This is a genomic window from Pedobacter sp. D749 (genome assembly GCF_019317285.1).
In the GTDB taxonomy this organism is placed as follows: domain Bacteria; phylum Bacteroidota; class Bacteroidia; order Sphingobacteriales; family Sphingobacteriaceae; genus Pedobacter.
Genome location: NZ_CP079218.1, coordinates 4486281 through 4509229 on the forward strand (window position 1 = coordinate 4486281; position 22949 = coordinate 4509229).

General features: G+C 38.6%; 19 protein-coding genes and 1 riboswitch. Of the genes, 8 read left to right on the forward strand and 11 right to left on the reverse strand.

Features of this window, described 5'->3' with window-relative positions; genetic code table 11:
* Positions 1 to 131: 131 nt before the first annotated feature.
* The 5 genes from KYH19_RS18210 to thrC all read left to right on the forward strand — a co-directional run bounded on the left by KYH19_RS18210 (position 132) and on the right by thrC (position 6856).
* Entirely contained in the window at positions 132 to 938 is an 807-nt protein-coding gene (locus KYH19_RS18210; protein ID WP_219076129.1) for a hypothetical protein, read from the forward strand.
* 673 nt (positions 939 to 1611) lie between these two features.
* Positions 1612 to 4065, forward strand: a complete 2454-nt coding sequence (gene thrA / locus KYH19_RS18215) for a bifunctional aspartate kinase/homoserine dehydrogenase I (RefSeq protein ID WP_219076130.1) — start codon at positions 1612 to 1614, stop codon at positions 4063 to 4065.
* Positions 4066 to 4069: 4 nt separating this feature from the next.
* On the forward strand, positions 4070 to 4522 hold the full coding sequence (locus KYH19_RS18220; RefSeq protein WP_219076131.1) for a DinB family protein: 453 nt from the start codon (positions 4070 to 4072) through the stop codon (positions 4520 to 4522).
* 21 nt (positions 4523 to 4543) lie between these two features.
* A complete protein-coding gene (locus tag KYH19_RS18225) occupies positions 4544 to 5476 on the forward strand; it encodes a homoserine kinase (RefSeq protein WP_219076132.1) in 933 nt (310 codons plus the stop codon).
* Between the two features lie 72 nt (positions 5477 to 5548).
* A complete protein-coding gene (gene thrC, locus KYH19_RS18230) occupies positions 5549 to 6856 on the forward strand; it encodes a threonine synthase (RefSeq protein WP_219076133.1) in 1308 nt (435 codons plus the stop codon).
* Between the two features lie 253 nt (positions 6857 to 7109).
* Here thrC and KYH19_RS18235 read toward each other — a convergent pair whose 3' ends face one another.
* From KYH19_RS18235 to murQ, 8 genes are all read right to left on the reverse strand, one after another.
* Positions 7110 to 7469, reverse strand: a complete 360-nt coding sequence (locus KYH19_RS18235) for a hypothetical protein (protein ID WP_219076134.1) — start codon at positions 7467 to 7469, stop codon at positions 7110 to 7112.
* Positions 7470 to 7856: 387 nt separating this feature from the next.
* A complete protein-coding gene (locus KYH19_RS18240) occupies positions 7857 to 8273 on the reverse strand; it encodes a tail fiber domain-containing protein (protein WP_132398827.1) in 417 nt (138 codons plus the stop codon).
* A 77-nt stretch (positions 8274 to 8350) separates the two neighbouring features.
* Positions 8351 to 8653: a hypothetical protein gene (locus KYH19_RS18245; protein ID WP_219076135.1), complete on the reverse strand. Its 303-nt coding sequence runs from the start codon at positions 8651 to 8653 to the stop codon at positions 8351 to 8353.
* A gap of 175 nt (positions 8654 to 8828) precedes the next feature.
* Positions 8829 to 9782 (reverse strand): methylenetetrahydrofolate reductase [NAD(P)H], encoded by a 954-nt coding sequence (gene metF / locus KYH19_RS18250; RefSeq protein WP_121284300.1) that lies wholly within the window; start codon positions 9780 to 9782, stop codon positions 8829 to 8831.
* Positions 9783 to 9849: 67 nt separating this feature from the next.
* On the reverse strand, positions 9850 to 13557 hold the full coding sequence (metH, locus tag KYH19_RS18255; RefSeq protein ID WP_219076136.1) for a methionine synthase: 3708 nt from the start codon (positions 13555 to 13557) through the stop codon (positions 9850 to 9852).
* 121 nt (positions 13558 to 13678) lie between these two features.
* Positions 13679 to 13783, reverse strand: a riboswitch (SAM riboswitch).
* Positions 13784 to 13896: 113 nt separating this feature from the next.
* Complete coding sequence (locus KYH19_RS18260) at positions 13897 to 14652, reverse strand: Bax inhibitor-1/YccA family protein (RefSeq protein WP_193421246.1); 756 nt, start codon at positions 14650 to 14652, stop codon at positions 13897 to 13899.
* Positions 14653 to 14690: 38 nt separating this feature from the next.
* Positions 14691 to 15257: a hypothetical protein gene (locus KYH19_RS18265; protein WP_219076137.1), complete on the reverse strand. Its 567-nt coding sequence runs from the start codon at positions 15255 to 15257 to the stop codon at positions 14691 to 14693.
* Between the two features lie 113 nt (positions 15258 to 15370).
* On the reverse strand, positions 15371 to 16174 hold the full coding sequence (gene murQ / locus KYH19_RS18270) for an N-acetylmuramic acid 6-phosphate etherase (RefSeq protein WP_219076138.1): 804 nt from the start codon (positions 16172 to 16174) through the stop codon (positions 15371 to 15373).
* A 189-nt stretch (positions 16175 to 16363) separates the two neighbouring features.
* Here murQ and KYH19_RS18275 point away from each other — a divergent pair, with 189 nt between their 5' ends.
* The 3 genes from KYH19_RS18275 to KYH19_RS18285 all read left to right on the forward strand — a co-directional run bounded on the left by KYH19_RS18275 (position 16364) and on the right by KYH19_RS18285 (position 19384).
* Positions 16364 to 17971, forward strand: coding sequence for a S41 family peptidase (locus KYH19_RS18275; protein WP_219076139.1), 1608 nt, complete (start codon positions 16364 to 16366; stop codon positions 17969 to 17971).
* A 198-nt stretch (positions 17972 to 18169) separates the two neighbouring features.
* Entirely contained in the window at positions 18170 to 18766 is a 597-nt protein-coding gene (locus tag KYH19_RS18280) for a short chain dehydrogenase (protein WP_219076140.1), read from the forward strand.
* A 111-nt stretch (positions 18767 to 18877) separates the two neighbouring features.
* Positions 18878 to 19384 carry a GNAT family N-acetyltransferase gene (locus tag KYH19_RS18285; protein ID WP_132398812.1) on the forward strand — a complete coding sequence of 169 codons (507 nt, stop codon included), beginning with the start codon at positions 18878 to 18880 and terminating at the stop codon, positions 19382 to 19384.
* 285 nt (positions 19385 to 19669) lie between these two features.
* On the opposite strand, the gene KYH19_RS18290 is transcribed toward KYH19_RS18285, so the two are convergent.
* From KYH19_RS18290 to era, 3 genes are all read right to left on the reverse strand, one after another.
* Positions 19670 to 20179: an N-acetyltransferase gene (locus KYH19_RS18290; protein ID WP_219076141.1), complete on the reverse strand. Its 510-nt coding sequence runs from the start codon at positions 20177 to 20179 to the stop codon at positions 19670 to 19672.
* Between the two features lie 438 nt (positions 20180 to 20617).
* The gene (gene der, locus KYH19_RS18295) at positions 20618 to 21919 is read right to left on the reverse strand and encodes a ribosome biogenesis GTPase Der (RefSeq protein ID WP_121284311.1); all 1302 of its coding nucleotides are present in this window, start codon (positions 21917 to 21919) and stop codon (positions 20618 to 20620) included.
* 130 nt (positions 21920 to 22049) lie between these two features.
* Positions 22050 to 22946 carry a GTPase Era gene (era, locus tag KYH19_RS18300; protein ID WP_132398806.1) on the reverse strand — a complete coding sequence of 299 codons (897 nt, stop codon included), beginning with the start codon at positions 22944 to 22946 and terminating at the stop codon, positions 22050 to 22052.
* Positions 22947 to 22949 lie beyond the last annotated feature (3 nt).

Sequence of the window (22949 nt, forward strand, 5' to 3'; positions counted from 1 at the left end):
GCGTGTTTATTATTTCAAAAGATAAGACCAGACTTTAAATACTTATATATCTTTAATAACAGAGTAAAAGATTAACATACCATCTGGAAATGAATTAAAGATTATACTTTTATCTGGTAACATGATCAAAAATGAACTGGGAAATACTTAGAAAAAAGATATATTATATTGATGGCTCTTTAAGGGATATCTATGTTAAAAATACTAGCATGGAAGATTGGGAGAAATGGATAGATCTCATCAATACTAAATATGAATTGAAATTTTATAATATCCACACGGGTGAAACTGAAAGCCAGATTGATAAAAGCATGGTATTCGATTATTGGAATGGAAAAACAGACTTATTGAGTAATGTTACCATACATTTGAAAGATATCCTAATTAAGTGCTACTTTTTCGGTGGCGATGAAATTGAAAATGATATTACCCCTTCAGAAATTAATTCGATCGAAGACCATAATAGGCTGGTGGATTATTTAAAAGATGTTTCTGCCTGCTTAGGTAAAGAAGTTATTTTAACTCCTGAAAATTTTTCGGAAGACGATAAGAAATTAATTATTGTTAATGAAAACGGAATAGAGCTAGATTTACAGGATTATCCGAATTTACAAGATTGTCCAAGTCTTAATTACCTAAATCAGGATAAAATTAAAAAAGATAGCACAAAGAGTTTATCAATCATCTCGTTAGCAATCTTATTATTATTAATCTGGAATATAGTCCCAATAATACAGGCTAGAATACAGTTGGTCAATGATTTTATCCCTTACAATATTATTTATGAAGTAGCCAAACCTTATATCTACATCAGTTCTGTTTTGATTTTTGCTAACATTACAGCATTAATATTATTCTTCCTTAAGAAATACTTACCAGTTGTTATTTTGGGTAATATTACTTTTTGTATTTATGTAGTATATATATATTTGAAGTAATTATACTCGTTTATACCCCCGCCCTGCGGGCACCCTTCCAAAAGAGGGGAATAATTAGACGCAGGAAAGGCAACGCACTTCAATAGTAGCACCAACCCGTATTAAATAAACCTGATAAAAGCGGCAGCTCCCGATATCACCAACAACAAAACAGCACCACCATCGGGACTAAAGCGGTTAGCAGGACTGCACTACCCAAAAAGCTACTGCAGCATCTTTTATAAAAAGGATAAAGATTGTAATACCTTTAATTATTGAAAAATTTAAAAGGAGAAGTGATTGTAGCGTCTTTAACCACCCCGCCCTGCGGGCACCCCTCCAAAGGAGGGGAATAATACGGCTATTTCATTTACTTAAACGTTTTAATAGAAATTTCGAAATAAAATTGAAAAAACATTTGCATTTTAAAAAAATAATCTCCTACTTTACGGTGTACAAAGTACACAAAGACAAGATGAATTTTAACACTTCGATTATTACAACGATTATTATTACCACCGGTATAAACCAGCGGGGCTAATTTGTTGTAAATTGAAAAAACATAAAACACAGAGAGCGTCCCGATGAAAGTCGGGACGCTTTTTTTTTAACCATGCTGAATGAAACCTGTACAAACGAGCATTTTAAACCATAGATCGGTGTAGCAACAAACAGTTAAACCCAATATAAACTAATGAAAGTACTCAAATTCGGCGGCACATCCGTAGGTTCGGCCGAGAACATTAAAACCCTCTTACGCCTGGTTGGCGAAGAAAAACAGAAGAACAGCCCGGTAGTTGTATTATCGGCAATGAGCGGCGTAACCAATTTGCTTACCGATATGGCCGAAATGGCCGAGCGGGGTGAAGATTACGATGCCCATTTAAAAGAAATCGAAGCAAAACACTTTGCTGTAATCCGCATGCTTTTACCAGCGGCTGCACAGAACCCTGTGTTTACACGCCTAAAAATCTTTTTTAACGAACTGGAAGATCTACTACAGGCAGTGACTAATCTGCGTGAACTGAGCTTGCAGACCAAAGACCAGATTTTAAGCTATGGCGAACGTTGTTCTACTTTTATGATCAGCCACATTGCTTCTCAAAATTTTGGTGATGCGCTTTATGTAAATGGTTCTGAACTGATTAAAACAGACAGCAACTTCGGTCAGGCTAAAGTAGATACTGAATTGACCGAAATGCTGATCAACAATTTTTACCAGGAAAATAAGGATAAGGTCCTTTTTGTAACCGGTTTTATTGCCAGTAATGCGGCAGGTAGGGTAACTACATTAGGTCGTGGTGGGTCTGACTATACCGCAGCCGTTTGGGGAGCAGCCTTAAATGCAACGGAAATAGAAATCTGGACGGATGTAAATGGTATGATGACGGCTGATCCAAGAATCGTAAAAAAAGCCTTCTCTTTACCAGAGCTGAGTTATACTGAAGCTATGGAATTAAGTTATTTTGGTGCAAAAGTGATTTATCCGCCCACCATGATCCCTGCTTTTATGAAAAAAATACCGATTGTGATTAAAAACACATTCGAACCGGATTTTGCAGGAACCTATATTAAAAGTGATGTAAAAACTTCAAACTTACCTATAAAAGGAATTTCTTCTATTGATCAGATCAGCATTATCAACCTGACCGGAAGTGGCATGGTGGGTAAGGCAGGTTTTAGCGGAAGATTATTCTCACTACTTTCGCGCGAACAGATTAATGTGGTATTGATTACCCAATCTTCATCAGAACATAGCATAACTTTCGCAGTTAAACCAACGGACGCTTCGCAGGCCATTTCCCTGATCAAAAAAGAATTCGAACTGGAGCTAGATGCTAAAAAACTGGAACTACCAGAGGTTGAAAGTAACTTAGCGGTATTGGCTATTGTTGGTGAAAACATGAAACGTACCCCAGGCATGAGCGGTCGTTTATTTAATGCGCTTGGCCGTAACGGTATTAATGTTAGGGCTATTGCACAGGGCTCTTCAGAGTATAACATCTCGGTAATTATCAGCAAAGATGATTTATCTAAAGCCGTAAATGCAGTACACGATGCTTTTTTTACCGACCTGAAAAGAACATTAAATGTTTTCTGCCTGGGCACCGGAAACATTGGCAAAACCTTATTTAACCAATTGAAAGAGCAAATGCCATTCCTGGCAGAAAATAATGACTTACAGGTTAAGGTTGCAGGCATTAGCAATACAAGAAAAATGATTTTCAATTCTGATGGTCTATCGTTAGAAAATTGGGAGTCGGAATTGAATGCAAATGGTGAACAGGCCGATTTAGCTGGCTTTGTTGCTAAAATGAAAGCTTTAAACTTACCCAACTGTGTTTTTGTAGATAACACCGCAGCGGAATCGCCGATAGCATTTTATCAAGGCATTTTTGAGAGCAGCATTTCCGTAGTAACCTGCAATAAAAAAGGAAATTCGGCAGATTATGCCCAATATAAATCATTCAAAGATACCGCCCGTAAATTCGGTGTCGATTTTTATTATGAAACCAATGTTGGTGCCGGCTTACCTATTATACGCACACTAAAAGAATTAATGATGAGCGGCGATAAGGTTGCCCGGATTGAGGCTATTTTATCAGGAACCATTTCTTACATCTTCAATAATTTTAAGGGTGAAGCTGGTTTTTACGAAACCGTAAAAGAAGCACAGGAATTGGGTTATACTGAGCCAGATCCACGTGACGACCTAAACGGAAAAGATTTTATGCGTAAAATGTTAATCCTTGCACGCGATGCGGGTTATCCATTGGAAGCCAGTGATGTGAAAATCGATAACATTTTACCTGAAGCCTGTTTAAATGCAAATTCTGTAGAGGATTTCTATTCTGAATTGCAAGCGAACGCTGCTTATTTCGAAAACCTGAAGAATACCGCAGCCAATGAAGGAAAGGTTTTACGCTATATCGGTAAACTGGAAGATGGCAATGTAGAAATCAGCTTGCAAATGGTGGATGATACTCATCCTTTTTATATGCTATCTGGAAGTGATAATATTATTTCTTTCACTACAGATCGTTATAAATCTCGTCCATTGGTGGTTAAAGGCCCAGGTGCAGGTGCTGAAGTTACCGCTGCCGGTGTTTTTGCCGATATCATTAACGTAGGTACTTTAAACAACTAGTACCATGAATCCGGTTTTAGCACATAAAAATGAAATCCTAAGCTTGGTTGGTCAGGCAATGATTGATTTTGAAAGCATCACGGAAAAATCGTGGAACGATAAACCGCAGCCCTCAAAATGGTCTAAAAAAGAATTATTGGGTCATTTGATCGATAGTGCATCGAATAATATCCGTCGGTTAATTATAGGCCAGTATGAGCAGGGTGTTAAAATTGTTTATCATCAGGATGAATGGGTGCTTTATCAAAAGTATCATGAGACAGCTATCGCCGATGTTAAAATGCTTTGGAAGTTGTTGAATAATCAGATTAGCCGGGTAATTGAAAACATTCCGGAAGAAAAGCTTCAGAATAACTGTGATACCGGAAAAGGAAAAACAGAACTGCATACACTTTCTTATTTTATTGAAGATTACGTGATGCATTTAAAATATCATTTAAACCAAATAACTGCTTAACACGAGCTAAGCCAATTAATAATGAAAAATAGTATAAAAGTTTTCGCTCCGGCAACGGTTGCAAATGTAGTGTGCGGTTTCGACGTACTGGGTTTTGCCGTAAACGAACCAGGCGATGAAGTTGAGATGCGTTTTACCGACACACCCGGAGTGGTGATCAAAAAAATTACCGGTGATGATGGCCGCCTGCCTTTAGATGCCGCTAAAAATACAGTTAGTGCCAGTGTTCAGCATTACCTGCAGCACATTAACCGTTTAGATGTTGGTGTAGAAATTGAACTGCACAAAAAAATGCCTATTGGTAGTGGACTGGGCTCAAGTTCGGCCAGTACTGTTGCTGGTTTATTTGCCATTAACAAACTGATGGGCGACTTATTAACAGCTAAAGAGCTGGTTCATTTTGCCATGAAAGGTGAAGAACTTGCCTGTGGTTACGGCCATGCAGATAATGTTGCCCCTGCCTTATTGGGCGGTTTTGTACTGGTAAGAAGTTACGAACCACTTGATGTAATTTCTTTACCTACTCCAGCAGGAATGTATGTTGCAATTGTTTACCCGGAAGTTGATGTACCGACTAAAGATGCACGCCAGATGATCCGCAGTAAGGTTGCCCTAAAGGATGCGGTTACCCAATGGGGAAACGTTGCTGGTCTGGTAAGTGGATTGTTCATGAATGATTTCGACTTAATTGGAAGAAGCATGAAAGATGTCCTGGTAGAGCCTACCCGCTCAATCCTAATCCCAGGTTTTGAAGAAATGAGAAAACTGGCGATGGAAAATGGCGCAATCGGTTTCGGAATTTCAGGTTCTGGTCCTTCTGTTTTCGCCTTGACCAAAGATGAAGAAACAGCGAGAAAAATAACCAAATCGCAACAGCAGCACTTACATAAAATAAATATTAACAGCAAAGCTTTTGTTTCTCCAGTTAACGCGGAAGGACCGAAAGTTATGTAAATATGTAAAATGGGAGATGGATGATGTAAACCACATTTTCCATCATCCATCTTACCTCATCCATTCTAAACAATGAAACTATACTCAACCAACAATAAAGATTTACGCGTTTCTTTTAAAGAAGCCGTTTTTAATAGCATGCCGCAAGATAAAGGTTTATACATGCCTGTAGAAATCCCGCAGCTTGATGCCGATTTTATTGAAAATATTGAAAAATATTCTTTACCGGAAATTGCTTACAAAGTAGCTTCAACACTATTAAAAGATGAAATTCCGGCCGAAGATTTAAAGGCTTTAATTGATGATGCCATTAATTTTGAAGCCCCTGCTGTAAAACTGGATGATAAAACCTTTGTGCTCGAATTATTCCATGGTCCATCTTTAGCTTTTAAAGATTTTGGTGCCCGTTTTATGAGCCGTGTGATGGCTTATTTTTTAAAAGATGGCGAACAGCTGCTAGATGTATTAGTTGCTACTTCAGGTGATACCGGCGGCGCAGTGGCTTTGGGTTTCCTCGGAGTACCTAACACCAGGGTAACGATCCTTTATCCGGAAGGGAAAGTGAGCCCGATACAAGAACTGCAGTTAACTACGAATGGCGAAAATATCAGGGCAGTTGAGGTTAAAGGTACTTTCGATGATTGCCAGGCTTTGGTAAAACAGGCTTTTGCAGATGATGAACTGAATGACAAATTCAGGTTGACTTCGGCCAATTCAATTAACATTTCGAGATTAATTCCGCAAACCTTTTATTATTTCAATACTTACGCCCAACTGAAAAAACAAGGTTTTAAAGATATCGTATTTTCGGTTCCTAGTGGAAATTTCGGAAATATTGGCGCAGGTTTACTGGCCTATAAATTAGGATTACCTGTTAAACAATTTATTGCAGCTACCAATGTAAACGACACCGTTCCACGCTTTTTAGAAAGTGGCGTATATGAAACGAAGCCATCTACACAAACTTATTCAAATGCGATGGATGTAGGCGCACCAAGCAATTGGGTCCGCATTATGGATCTGTTTGATCAGGATGTAGTGGCAATTAAAAATGTGGTTACATCCTACCGTTTTACTGATGATGAAACATTAGCAGGCATTAAAGAACTTGACAGTAAACTAAATTATGTTGCCTGTCCGCATACTGCGATAGCTTATTTGGCAATTGAAAAATACAGAAGCGAAAATCCAACAGATGAAAGTGCGGCCGTTTTCTTATCTACTGCACACGCCTGTAAATTCCCTGATATTTTCCCGGCAGATATTGCGGCTAAAATCGAAATCCCGGAGCAAGTAAAAGCTTTGGAAAGTAAACCTACACATGCAGATCAGTTAGGTGTGGATTTTGAAGGATTTAAAAGTTATTTGCTTAAAGGGTAATAATTAGATTGATCGTCATTTCGAACGGAGTGCAACAAAGCCGAGAACCACAAAGTGCTCAGCGAAGCTAAATCTGTCTAGAGATAGATCTCTCCGTTCCGCTGCGCTACAGTCGAGATGACGATTTATAAAAATGCAAATCCATACCAACTCCTGACCTATCTCTAAAGTTAGCCGGGATTTGTAATCCTTAACCAGGAAGTCAAACACAAAGGTCCGGACTATAAATCCGGACCTACTTGAAAATATTTATTTAATTAACAGAAGCGAAAGCTGTAGAAGTAATGCTAACATTATTAAATGTAGCGCTCCCTGAAGTGGTGGTAATCGCTTGTCCATTAAATCTAAAAGTGCGTGAACCTGGGGCTGCAGTATAAATAATAACAGTATAGGTGCCGGCCGTCAACGGACCATATGAGCCTCCACTTGGGCCAAAATAAGCACTAACAGGAGTAGGTCCGTACAGGTAAATAGATCCGTTATCACCAGTTCCATTACTTAAATTTAAACCAATGCTAAAAAATTTACTGGCATTACTTTCAGCCTTAGTATTTTGCAAAGGTAACACAGCCAGCACTGTACAAAACAGGAATAATTGAATAAGCTTTTTCATAATAATTGTTTTTAATTGTAGATTTATATTTGGTTAATTATATAAAAATAAAAATTTAAGCGTTACGTAGGATCGTTTTACTTATAAAAATAAAAAAAGGTCGGAACATTACTCCGGCCTGAATCAGCTATAAAACTGAAAAAGCTATTTTGTGTTTCTGGATTTTAAACTGTTTACATCTGCCCTTAATTGTTCTATTTGCTTTTATACTTCCAACCAGGAGCGGGATTAAACTTTGGTATTGTTTAACGTTAGTCGGGATTTGTAATCCCGACTTTTTAACTAAGGATTTGTAATCCTTAATTAAAAAGAAAAAAATACATTTGCGGATTACAATTCCGGATCAACTTGAAATAAAAAAATCCCGATTTTCACCGGGATTCATTATTATTTAGCACTTTGTTGTGATTTTAGTGTTTTCAGCTCCCGCTGAAGTGCTTCAATCTGTTGCTGTTGCTCCTTAATACTGGCTACCAAAAGCGGGACTAAACTCTCGTAATCTACCTTGGTAATAGTAGCATTTTTAAATGCATTTTTGCCCGATGCATAACTTTTTGCCTGTACAGAAACAATTTCAGGAAAAGCGTCTTTAGCTTCAGCGCCTACAAAACCATACTGTGGTTTGGCAGATAGCTTTAGTTTTTCGGCCCAGGTTTTATCGTAATTAAAACTTACCGGTTGCAACTTGGTCACCTGAATAAGGGCATTTTCTACCGGCTTAACATTATTTTGCACAACTTCCTGTGCACTGATTTTTAAAGAAGCAGCGATTAATAACACTGCAAATGAAATTGCTCGTTTCATATATATTAATTTTGAAATTTTAAAACAGACTCTTTATTCCACAGGACTTGCAGAAAAAAATAAACACCAAAATATGTTTATACGGAGGGTGGTGGAGTTAGAACTTCAGGGAAGTATGCCAACTGGAAAAAATGACCAGGAATAAGTATCTTTTTTGAAGTTTGAAGCGGAAAATATAACGTTTCATGAAATACAATCTGTTGTACTACATATTCGGTTTCTACTTTCTTTTCTTCCTTCTCTGTCGCGTCATCGTTTGTAGATAAAACTTCAACATTATCGGTAGAATAGCTTAAATACGAGATCATATTACTTACCTTAAAAAACAAGGCTAAAGCAACACAGATAACGACCACATATTTAAAAGCATTTAATTTCATTGTCGCAAATATAAAGCTGTTCAGCTTTAAAACAATAATTTTAAGGTTAAAGTTCTGTAAGAATTTGAAATATTGGGCAGATGCTATCCACAAGTTTACGAGAGTAAGGATAGATTGTTCCGACTATGGGTTTGGATCAGACCTCGCAGGTTTAAAAACCTGCGAGGTCTTTTTACTAAAAAATAGCTTTTGCGATCTTTTTGGTCTGTTCAGGGCGGCCCATCGTATAAAAGTGAAGCACCGGAGCACCGAAATCGATCAATTCTTTACATTGTTTGATCATCGCTTCTGTGCCAATTTCTTTTGCCTCATTATTGTTTTTAGCATGAGATAGCGCATCGGTCAATTCATCAGGTAAATCAATATGAAAAATCTTAGGCAACACATTTAACTGCGATAAGGTGCTAATCGGCTTTAATCCCGGAATAATCGGAATGTTAATATCGTTTTCCCTGCATTTCTTTACGAAATCGAAATATTTCTGGTTGTCGAAGAACATTTGCGTTACGATAAACTCCGCACCTGCCTCTACCTTCTTTTTAAGGTATTTGAAATCCGTGCTCATATTAGGTGCCTCAAAATGTTTTTCCGGATAACCAGCTACACCGATACAAAAATCACTTTTAAAGGTTTCTACATCTTCGTGCAGAAATTTACCTTCGTTATGGTTCTTGATGTGCTCGATCAGGTCAGTAGCGTAACAATGTCCGCCTGGAGTTGGCACAAAATTCCCATCTGCCTTACGGGCATCGCCACGCAAAGCCAAAACGTTATCAATCCCCAAAAACTGTAGATCGATCAATGCATTTTCGGTTTCTTCTTTGGTAAATCCACCACAAATAAGATGTGGAACGGCATCAACTTTATATTTATGGATAATGGCTGCACAGATGGCAATAGTACCCGGACGTTTACGGTAAGATACCTTTTGTAGCAAACCATTTGCCTGTTCTTTATAAATATAATCTTCGCGGAGCGAGGTTACATCAATAAAAGGGGGATTAAACTCCAATAGTGGTTCTATCGCATCATAAATCCATTGTATACTTTGCCCTTTAACAGGTGGCAATAATTCAAAAGAGAACAAGGTTTTACCCTTCGCGTTTTTTATATGGTCTGTAATCTTCATACCCCAACCCCTAAAGGGGCTTTAAATTTTAATTTGTACGTATTCCCTCCCCTTAAGGGGCCGGGGGTTAATAAGCTAAATTCGGACTTAACCACCGCTCCACTTCTTCAATTGGCATATTCTTTCTGATGGCGTAATCTTCAATCTGATCTTTGGTAATTTTTCCCAATCCAAAATACCTCGAATCCGGATGTGCGAAATAAAACCCACTTACCGCAGCTGTTGGATACATGGCATAACTTTCTGTTAAATGCAATCCGATTTTATTCTCTGCATCAAGCAATTGGAACAAAGTGCCTTTTTCGGTATGCTCAGGGCAGGCAGGATAACCTGGCGCCGGACGAATCCCTGCGTATTCTTCCTTAATTAATTCCTGATTGCTTAGATTTTCATCCTGTGCATAGCCCCAATACTCTTTACGTACACGTTCGTGCATCCGCTCAGCAAATGCTTCAGCTAAACGATCGGCCAATGCTTTAGCCATGATACTGTTATAATCATCGTAATTGGATTCGAACTCATTTACCAGTTCATCAATCCCGATACCAGCAGTTACAGCAAAACCACCAAAATAATCCTGAATACCACTTTCTTTCGGAGCAATGAAATCAGATAAAGCATAATAAGGCTGCCCATCTACCTTTTCGGCCTGCTGGCGAAGAGTGTGAATCGTAACGGAAGATGGTTGATGTAAGCTAGATGATGGGGCTTCACTTCCATTTTCCATTTTACCTCTTACATCCAAAACAATATCGTCTCCTACCGCATTTGCAGGCCAGAAACCAATTACAGCTCTTGCCGTTAATAGTTTTTCGTCCAGAATGCGTTTTAATAAAGTCTGTGCATCATCAAAAAGTTTCTTTGCTTCATCACCAACATTTTTATCATCGAAAATTTTCGGATAACTTCCGCGGAGTTCCCAGGTATGGAAAAATGGTGTCCAATCGATGTAAGGAACCAGTTCTTCTAAGGGATAATTATCAAAAACCCTTGTACCTGTAAATTCCGGAACAGGTAGATTGAGTTGAAAATCGATCTTAAATTTATTCGCTCGTGCTTCTTCTAAAGTTTTAAAACGTTTATCCGATCGTTTATTTAAATGTGCTTCGCGGGCTTTATCATATTCAGCTCTTATTCCAGCAATATATTCATCTCTCGTATCAGGATTCATTAAAGTACTACAAACGGTAACACTTCTGGAAGCATCCAACACATGGATGGCGGGACCTGAATAATTAGGTGCTACTTTTACCGCAGCGTGGATCCTGGAAGTAGTAGCTCCACCGATGATCAAGGGAATGGTAAAACCTTCGCGTTCCATCTCTTTGGCAAAGTGAACCATTTCATCCAGTGACGGTGTAATTAAACCGCTTAGACCAATAATATCAGCTTTTATTTCTTTAGCTTTTTTGATGATTTCCTGTGCCGGAACCATCACGCCCATATCAACAATTTCGAAGTTATTACAAGCCAATACCACGCCCACAATATTTTTTCCAATATCGTGTACATCGCCTTTTACGGTGGCCATTAACACTCTTCCGGCAGATGAACTCTGATCCTGATCGGGATTATCCAGTTTTTCCTGTTCGATAAACGGCAATAAATAGGCTACCGCTTTTTTCATTACCCTCGCCGATTTTACCACCTGAGGCAGGAACATTTTTCCGGCACCAAAAAGATCACCGACAATATTCATTCCGTCCATCAATGGTCCTTCAATTACCTGAATCGGCCGGGCATATTTTTGTCTGGCTTCTTCCACATCATCATCCAGGTATTCCACAATTCCTTTTACCAGTGAATGTGATAACCTTTCTTCAACAGGACCTTTTCTCCACTCTTCATCTTTAACAACCTCTTTGCCTTTTGATTTTACGGTATCGGCATATTCTACCAAACGCTCCGTAGCATCGTCTCTTCGGTTTAAAAGCACATCTTCTACTCTTTCTAATAATTCGGGCGGAATTTCCTGATAAACCTCTAACATTCCCGCGTTTACGATCCCCATATCTAAACCGGCCTGAATGGCATGATAAAGAAATGCGGAGTGCATCGCCTCGCGAACGGTATTATTCCCTCTGAAAGAGAAAGAAATATTGGAAACCCCACCACTTACTTTAGCGTGAGGCAGGTTTTCTTTGATCCAACGGGTGGCATTAATAAAATCGACGGCATAATTATTATGCTCTTCTAATCCGGTTGCAACGGTTAAAATATTTGGGTCGAAAATAATATCCTCTGGCGGGAAACCAATTTCGTGTACCAAAATATCATAACTCCTTTTGCATATTTCTTTTCTACGCTCATAATTATCGGCCTGTCCCTGTTCATCAAAAGCCATTACAACTACGGCAGCACCATATTGCATAATTTTGCGGGCACTTTCGCGGAATTTATCTTCCCCTTCTTTTAAGGAAATCGAGTTTACAATTCCTTTTCCCTGCAAACATTTTAAGCCATTTTCAATAACCGACCATTTAGATGAATCGACCATGATAGGCAATTTGGCAATGTCCGGTTCAGAAGCGATGAGGTTTAAGAATTTAGTCATTGCTGCTTCCGAATCCAGCATCCCTTCATCCATGTTTACATCGATTACCTGTGCACCGCCTTCAACTTGCTGCAAAGCAACGGCTAATGCGGCTTCATAATCGCCACCCAAAATCAGTTTGGAGAATTTTGGAGATCCGGTAATATTGGTTCTTTCACCAATATTTACAAAAATACTATCCGGGGTGATGGTTACAGGCTCCAATCCGCTTAAACGCATGTATGGTTCAAGAACCGGTATTTTACGGGGCTCAGCTTTTCGGGCATTTTTAGCAATACAGCCAATATGATCTGGCGTGGTACCACAACAACCTCCTACTATATTCACAAAACCGGAAGCAATAAAGTCATCAACCAGATGTGCGGTTTCATGCGGCTGCTCATCGTAAGCACCAAACTCATTTGGCAAACCCGCATTTGGATAGGCGGAAACATAACATCCTGCTTTTGCCGCTAACTCTTCAATGTGCGGACGCATTTCTTTAGCCCCCAAAGCACAGTTAAAACCGATACTTAATGGTTTTGCATGCATTACAGAGTTCAAAAAAGCCTCAGCAGTTTGCCCTGAAAGTGTTCTACCCGAAGCATCGGTAATGGTACCAGAAATCATGATCTCCAGTTTACGCCCAATTACCTCTTCATATTTTTTAATGGCTACAATAGCCACTTTAGCATTCAAGGTATCGAAAATGGTTTCGATTAATAATACATCGGAACCGCCATCTACTAAACCACGTACCTGTTCGTAATAAGCTGCTTCGAGCTCATCAAAATAAACCGCCCTAAAACCAGGGTCGTTTACATTCGGCGACATGGACAGGGTACGGTTGGTTGGGCCAATAGCACCGGCAACAAAACATTTACGGTCTGGATTTGCAGCCATGAACTCGTTAACAGCTTCTTTTGCCACGCGTGCACCTTCAAAACTCATTTCGTAAGAAAGGTCTTCCATCTGGTAATCGGCCATGGAAATGCGCTGCGTACTGAAAGTATTTGTCTCAATAATATCGGCACCAGCGGCCAGGTACTCCAGGTGTATTGTTTTAATAATATCCGGACGTGTGATGTTAAGCAAATCATTATTGCCTTTTACATCACAGGGATGGTTTTTAAATCGTTCCCCTCTAAAATCTTCTTCGGTTAAGGTATATCGCTGAATCATGGTACCCATTGCACCATCAATCACCAAAATACGTTTTTCTAATTCTTCTCTTATACCCATTTGTTGTGTAAAATGTGGGATGGAAAATGGAAAATGGCAAGACACATCATACATCTTCCATTATACATCATTACATCCTAAAAGGCTTATTTAAAAAGTTGGTACGTGAATCGTAATCCTAAACTTATCTGTTTCTGCTATTTGCAGAATAGAATTTAGCACCTTGTATGGTTACAGGTTGCTAAGACTTCGTTGGGTCTAATCCCTCCGTCTTTCTTAATAAGCATACAAAAATGCAACAAAGCAACATCAATTCCAAAAATTATCGCTTCGGCACCAAATAAAATTACAAAGGCCACGCAAAACTGCGCAGCCTTAAGAATATTGTTCTGTTAATGATTACTTTCTGCTTCCGAAAATACGAAGTAAGAAAAGGAAGATATTTAAGAAATCCAGGTATAAAGACAGTGCTGCTACAATTGCCATTTTTTTAGATTCAATCTGAAGAACCTGTTCACCGCTAGCTTCGATCCCTTCGCCAATTCTTTTTATTTTTTGTACATCATAAGCGGTTAATGCCGTAAATATTGCAATACCAATAAACGCCATAAACAAACTGAATTGTTCGCTTTGAACAAACATATTTATTACACTGGCAATCACTAAACCAATTACGCCAACCATTAAAATCGGCCCAAATTTACTTAGATCGATATTGGTGGTATAGCCCATAAATGCCATAATTCCGAAGATACCTGCGGCTCCTGCAAAACAGCTCACTACTGAACCTGAAGTATAGGTTAACAAGATAAAACTTAAACTCACTCCAGTTAATAATGAATAAAGCACAAAAACGCCAATTAATGCTGGCAATGATAATCTGCTTAAACCGAATCCCATTAATAAAACCAATCCGAGTGGTGCGAACATCGCTACATAACCGAAAATTGACATGCTCACTTTACCGGTTGCTGGATTAATATTTAAAAGGTACTGCATTAACTGCTCATTGGTACCAAATAAATAAGCTGCTACAGTTGATAAACTCAACGCCACAAACATCCATAAGAAAACGTTTGCAAAGAATTTTTTAGAAACAGATTTTTCCTGTACAAAAACACTGTTGTCCTGATATTGATAATTTTGTTGTTCCATTTTAAATTTTGTGTATTTAACTATATAAAAATAAATATTTAGTTTAATCTTTTTGTCAGCAATTCTTCAACTTTTTTAAAGAACTGCAGTGGTTTTAATGTTCGCCAAGGCAAGTCATCAAATGCACCACCAAAGTTAATGTAATAATCGATGTTATTATCGCGAAACTCGGTGATAACGTGTTCCTGAAAATTCACCCCAACAATCCAGCCATCTTCTACTTCCTGAAACCATTCTTCGTAATAACTGTCATCGGAGGCATGGAAATTCAGTATATTTTCGCCGATCAGGATAAACTTATTAATGCCTTCATCCATCATCAGCTCTAAAATATCGCGCTTCATCAGCATAATGTCGTTGTTAATGGCATCGTTCCACTCGCCTATAAACTCGATAACGGCATAACTGCGATCATAATCAGCATATAATACCTTCATATATAGCGTATTAGAACCGAACTCATCCCACTGTGGGTGCAATAAAAAGTTATAAATCTGCTTATCGAAGTAAAGTTCTGAATATTCGGTATTGTAAAATGGCGAACGCTCATCTTCTGCCGAAATATAATCATCTCTCCACTGGTAATAAGGCTCAATTTCGTGCATAATTTTCTAATTATTGAATGAGCGAGTTTTGAATGAGGGAATGATTAATGCTACTTTTACATGCTATCACTCACTAATTCTTTCATTCACTCAATCCATCCTTCTCTCATTTCTTAGTGCCCTGCTTCAACAGCTTTTCGCACACTTCCATAACGGTTTAACAATTGGGCAGCTTCATCGTAGCCAATATTCAGTTCGTCGGCCACCATTTGTGTACCTCGATCGACCAATTTATGGTTAGTTAACTGCATATCGACCATTTTATTGCCAACTACACGCCCTAACTGAACCATAACGGTAGTGCTTAACATATTTAATACCATTTTCTGCGCCGTACCGGATTTCATGCGGGTTGAGCCCGTAATAAATTCAGGGCCAACCACCACTTCAACCGGAAAATCCGATTCTGCAGCAATAGGTCCGCCTGCATTACAAACAATACAGCCTGTTAAAATACCATGCTTACGTGCCGTGTTTAATCCACCGATTACATATGGCGTAGTACCTGAAGCTGCCAGGCCAACTAAACAATCTTTTTCATTAATGTCAAATTCCTTAAGATCTTTCCAGGCCTGTTCGGCATCATCTTCAGCAAATTCTACCGCTCTTCTTATCGCAGTGTCTCCGCCGGCAATAATCCCTACAACCCAATCAAAAGGAACCCCATAAGTAGGCGGACATTCTGAAGCATCTACCACGCCTAAACGACCACTTGTGCCTGCACCTATGTAAAAGAGACGGCCTCCCTTTTTCATTCGCCCCGCAATGGCCGATGTTAATTTTTCGATTTGAGGCAAAGATTTTTCGACTGCAAATGCTACAGTTTTATCTTCGTTATTAATGCCCTGCAAAACTTCTAACACCGACATCTGATCAATGTGGTCATAGTTAGATTCTTGCTCGGTAACTCTATTCATAAATTTAATTTTGATAAAATTCGGTAAATTCTTTTTAAAAACTACGCTATAAATTCAAAAAATCTGACATAAATTTTAACCAATCAATTCATTGCATTAATTAATGTTAAATATTATAAACAAAAGACATGAAAATGCAGTTAAAAAATATATCAACTCGCTAATTTTCATAAATTTGCGGTAACGCCAATGAAAAAAAACACCCGCAACAACATATTGATCGCTGTAAGCTATTCTGTAATTTTAATAGTGGGGATGTTTTTGGGCATAAAATTCATTAAAGATCAAGGCTTTGGCGTTAAAAAAAGTCCTCAATTAGCCAATAACAGCGACGAAAAATTAAACGAAATCTTACATATCATCAATGGCAATTACGTTGATGACATCAATACCGATTCGCTTCAAAACTTACCTATCGATAGTGTTTTACACCAACTCGATCCACATAGTGTTTACCTGCCTCCGACTGATGCGCAAGATATGACCGATAACCTGGAAGGAAATTTTGAAGGCGTAGGCATAGAATATTACATGCTTAACGATACCATGATGGTTACCGGTGTGGTTAAAGACGGGCCAGCGTACCAGGCGGGAATTAAACTGGGTGATAAGATCTTAAGTATTGATACCGCAGTAGTAAGCGGCCGGAACCTACCCAAAGATCAACTTACAGGTCGTTTTAAAGGTAAATCCGGAACTGGCGTGAGTGTAGTGCTTTTACACCCGGGAGTGCCACAAAGTAACCGCATTATGGTTACCCGTGGTAAAGTAAACATAAGTAGTATTGATGCAGCATATATGATTAACAACGAAACTGGTTATGTTCGGATCAGTAAGTTTGGCGCCAATACTGACAACGATTTTTCTGCTGCAGCCAATAACCTCAAGGCAAAGGGCATGAAAAAACTGATTCTTGACCTGCGCGATAACGGGGGTGGTTATTTTACAGCAGCAACAGGCCTGGCCGATCAATTTTTGGGTGAGAACAAACTCATCGTGTATACACAGGGCAAACATGAGCCACGTACCGATTATTTCTCTACCGGCACAGGGGCCTTTCAAAATGGCAAACTCGCTGTACTTATTAATGAAAATACCGCATCAGCCAGTGAAATTGTAGCTGGAGCCATCCAGGATTTGGGACGCGGGATTATTGTTGGCCGCCGCTCTTTTGGAAAAGGCCTGGTACAAGAACAATTTGCTTTTGGCGATGGCTCTGCACTGAACTTAACCATTGCTAGATATTATACCCCATCTGGCCGGAGTATCCAAAAATCGTATAAAAAAGGTTACGACGCCTACAAACACGAATTGGATGAACGTATGATGGATGGAGAGCTTACCGGAGACCGGACCTCTTTTCAGGATTCTATTGAGAAAACTGAAGGCGTAAATATTCAGCCGAATAAAAAAAACAAACCAATTGGCGGTATCCAACCAGATATATTTGTGAAATTAGATACAAATGGCTACAATAAGTTTTATAGTAATCTGGTGAGCAAGAAAATACTTTCTGATTACGTATTTAATGTACTTACCAATAAATACAGCGCTAGTTTTGTAGAACAGAATATTAATATCTTCACCATAAACGATAACGACTTTAAGGACTTTATCGGATTTCTTCAACGCAAAAACATAACAATAGATCGCTTTCAACTGTACAATTCGAAAAATGTGATTTTAAATGATCTTAAAGCTTTGCTTTGTCGCTATTATCTGGGCGATGTGGGCTACTACAAAGCAGCAAACCAAACCGATAATGCGGTAAGACAAGCACTTCTTAACCTTCAATAAAACAGGCTTAAAGAGATTGGTATTGCTGCGTGGCTAAATGCGGATGCTATCACCGTAAAATCTCCCTGCATATTGACCTATTGATTACCAATCTTAAAGCTGAAATGGTATTGCAGGATTGACACCATACAAACATTTCAAGACACCCTGATGTTTAATAACAATGTTAAATCAGTAATTACACATTAAACAGCTTAGATGAAAATAATAATTGTAGGCGCAACAGGCACACTGGGCAAAAAAGTAGCCGAAGCTTTTGCGCAAAAACACGAGATTATCCGTGTAGGAAATACCAAGGGTGATGTCCAGGTTGACATTACCGATGAAACATCGATTAAAAATATGTTTGAGCAGATTGGTGCTTTCGATGCGCTGATCAGTACGAGCGGTAAAGCTCCCTTTGCGCCTTTAAATCAGATGACGGGCGAAGTATTTAAGCATGGCTTACTGGATAAATTATTGGGACAGATTAACCTGGTGTTAATTGGTCAGCATTATATCAATAAAGGTGGTTCATTTACCTTAACTTCCGGGATATTAGCCGAAAATCCCGTCGCTGCAGGATCAGCATTGAGCACCATAAATGGAGGTTTAAATGCATTTGTTTTAGCTGCTGCTCCAGAGCTTGAAAATGGGGTTCGTATAAACGCCATTAGCCCTAATGTGGTTGAAGATTCTCCTGCGTATTTCGATTCTTTTCCCGGAGAAATTCCGGTTAGCATGGAGAAAGTGGTTAAAGCTTATGAGAAAAGTGTATTGGGCATCTTATCAGGCCAGGTAATAAAGGTTTATTAGTAATGTTCGGTATTTCAAAAAAACAAGACGTTTTTTTAATAAAAGCTTATTGTAAAATTTAGCTTATTCAAAACCCAAAGTTTTATATTAGTCTATATAACAAACTCAAGCATGATAGAAACCGAACGCCTCATTTTAAAACCACTAACGCACGATCAGCTTTTAAAATATATCAAAGATGATCATTCTTTAGAACAAGAATTTGGCCTTCTACCAACCAAAAAAAACATTTCTCCTTCACTTCAAGAGGCTTTGGAACAAACAATTTTACCTAACGTTTTTGATAAGGACAAAGATTATCTATACCATACTTTATGGACCATCATATCTAAACCCGACCATAGAATGGTAGGTGATATCTGTTTTGTTGGCGAGCCAGATCCAAATGGCGAAATCGAAATAGGTTATGGCACTTATGAGGAATTTAGAGGCAAGGGCTTTATGACTGAAGCTGTTGGCCGATTAATAGAATGGGCCAGGGAGCAACCTAAAGTGAAATCGGTTTATGCAACCACGATTAAAGACAATGTGGCCTCTTATTCTATTTTAGAAAAAAACAACTTTATCCATATTGGAGAAGTAGATGATATGTTAAGCTGGAAAATTGAATTGAAATGATGTGCAGGCAAGGATTAATGTTGTCACCGAGACACGGAAAACCACGGAATAGAATACGATTTACCGAAAGGACAGATTGCCAATATAGAAATCATTCTCTTACGATCGTCATCCTGATCCGATCGCTATCGGATTTATTTCAGGATCTGATTAGAACAACATTCTTGCCGTCAATCTGAATTTGAAATTTCATCTTTGGAGTCTAGACTTCGTGGATTTGAAATCCACAAAACAGTGCGACGAGATTACAAATCTCGACGAACAAAATATCACCTTTGCAATACGCTACAGCACAATCTCAAACAAACTTAAACTGATTCCTTCATAGTGTTTCGGCAGTCCATCAGTTTTTTCCATGCTTACTACCCCAACATAATCAAAACCACAACTTGTATAATATTCGAGCAGTTTTTCATTATCCGCCCAGGTATCCATTCTGATAAATTTAATGCTGTTTTTTGCGGAGTAATCTTTAGCCCATTTAATAATTTCTTTTACAAAAGAATAACCCCTAAATTCAGGATGGGTTACAATCTTGTGGATATAAATCGCATCCTGATCCCGCTCGCCCCAAATTAATTGGTCGTTAAATGTAACGGCAAATACACAGGCAACAACTCCATCTACCAAGATTTTATATTGACGGTTTTCATCAATTTCTGTTTGCACCATTTCTCTGCTAAAGCCCTGCCAGTGTTTGTTAAACACTTTCTTTTGATGTGCAATAGCCATATCATAAAACTCAAAAATGGTATTGATGTCAGCTGGCTGGCTATTTTGTACTTGTAATTGCATGAAGCAAAAGTAAGGGTATTTTCTGACCAGTAATAAGGAGAATCGTCCTTTCAACTGGAGCGCAGCGAAATGGATAAATCTTTAAATCCAGATAGTTGGGATTTGCAATCCCGTCTTTGCAGTTTAGACTTTCGTGGATTTCAAATCCACAGCGCATTACGACGAGATTACAAATCTCCGCGAACAAAAAATTATCTGCTGTCATTCTGAACGCAGTGAAGAATCCCTAGCCTACAAAACACTGCCATCCAAACTTTAACAACACGAACGTTAGTAAATTCACTCAAGTACACTGTAAACAACAGAAAGATTCTTCACTGCGTTCAGAATGACATGAATAGCAAAACAAAACAGGGCTGCTTCTTTAAGAAACAACCCTGTTTTTAATTATGGGAATTCGGACCTTAAGCCTTATACCTTCAAGCCCTCAACCTTAACTTATTTCTGTCTGAAATAAATCTGGATCGGTGCACCGGAAAAATCGAAGTTTTCTCTCAATTTATTCTCGATGAAACGTTTATACGGATCTTTAATGTACTGTGGCAAGTTGCAGAAAAAGGCAAACATTGGTGAAGTAGCATTAATCTGGGTGATGTATTTAATCTTAATGTGTTTTCCTTTTAATGCCGGCGGTGGGAATTTCTCAATCAGCGGCAACATTACATCATTTAGTTTAGATGTAGGAATTTTCTTGCTACGGTTTTTATAAACTTCTAAAGCGGCTTCAATTGCTTTAAAAATACGCTGCTTATTTATTACGGAAGTGAAAACGATCGGCACATCGGTAAACGGGCGAATACGCTCATGAATCTGCTCTTCGAAAGCTTTCATCGTTTGTGTATTTTTTTCGATCAAATCCCATTTGTTTACCAAAATTACAATCCCTTTTTTGTTCTTTTCGGCCAGGTGGAAAATATTAATATCCTGACTTTCGATTCCTTCTACGGCATCGATCATTAATACCACAACATCAGCTTCTTCTAAAGCTTTAATGGTACGCATTACTGAATAAAACTCTAAGTTTTCTTTAACCTTTGTTTTTTTACGTAATCCGGCAGTATCGATCAGCATAAACTCATGACCGAACTGGTTATAATGGATTTTAATTGAATCGCGGGTGGTACCTGCATTTGCAGTAACGATATTACGTTCTTTACCAATTAACGCATTAACCAAAGATGATTTACCAACATTAGGACGACCAGCAATGGTAATTTTAGGCAGTTGGTTTTCTTCTTCCGGAATATCTTCGAAATTTTTAACCACCTCATCCAACAACTCTCCTGTTCCGGAACCAGTCATTGATGATAATGCATATACTTCGCCCAATCCGAAACCATAAAAAGTATGGATTTCGTTATATAAAGCGGTATTGTCTACCTTATTTGCACAAACATAAACGGGCTTATTACTTCTGCGCAATACCTGAGCAATATCATCATCTAAATCGGTAATACCTGTAGTTACATCAACCATAAAGATTAATACACTGGCTTCTTCGATGGCGATCATTACCTGCTCGCGGATTGCCGCTTCGTAAACATCTTCTGAGTTGGCTACATAACCACCAGTATCAATTACGGTAAATTGTCTGTCGGTCCACTCACCTACTCCATAATGCCTGTCGCGGGTTACGCCGCTGATATCATCTACAATTGCCTTACGGCTTTCTGTTAATCTGTTAAAAAGGGTACTCTTGCCTACGTTTGGCCTGCCTACGATGGCTATAATATTACTCATGGGTGTTCTTTTGATAGTTAATGGCTTATAGTTAATGGTCGTGGTGTTCAGGCAAGCTGCTCAAACTATTTGGCTATCAGCCATTGACTATCAACTACTAACCGATTCATTTCGGGCTGCAAAGGTACGGTTAATTATCGTAACCAAAGCTTTTTAAGTAATTCTTTTTACTTCTCCAGTCTGGAATTACCTTCACAAACATTTCTAAGAAAACCTTATTATCTAAAAACTTCTCGATTTCTAAACGTGCTTCGGTACCAACCTTTTTTAGCATACTCCCACCAGTACCGATTAAAATATTTTTTTGCGAATCACGTTCGACCACAATTTCTGCCGTAATCCTGATCAAAGCACCTTTGCCATTTTTCATTTCCTCTTCTTTAAAACTCTTTACAATAACTTCGGTACTGTAAGGAATTTCTTTCTGATAATTAAGGAAGATTTTTTCGCGAATAATCTCTGAAACGAAGAAACGCTCAGAGCGGTCGGTTAAATCTTCTTTGTCGTAATATGGCGGATGCTCTGGCAACATTTCCAACACGCGATCCAATAATCCGTCAACATTGTGTTTATGTAAAGCTGAAATGGCATAAATAGCAACCGGATTTAGCTTCTCCTGCCAGTAGGCAATCTTCTCATCAACCTGTTCCTGTAATGCTTTATCAATTTTATTAATCAGTACAATTGTAGGGATATTACGGTTCAGAATTTTTTCCAGAACGTCTTCCTCATCGTGCTCTTCGTTGATATCGGTCACGAATAAAAGTACGTCGGCATCGGTCAAAGATCCGTTTACAAAGCTCATCATACTCTCTTGTAAACTGTATTTTGGCTTAATTATACCCGGTGTATCAGAGAAAACGATCTGATATTCTTCTTCATTTACGATCCCTAAAATGCGATGCCTTGTGGTTTGTGCCTTAGGAGTGATAATGCTAAGTCGCTCGCCTACAAGCACATTCATGAGGGTAGATTTACCTACATTTGGTTTACCTATTATACTAACAAAACCTGCTTTATGCGCCATTAA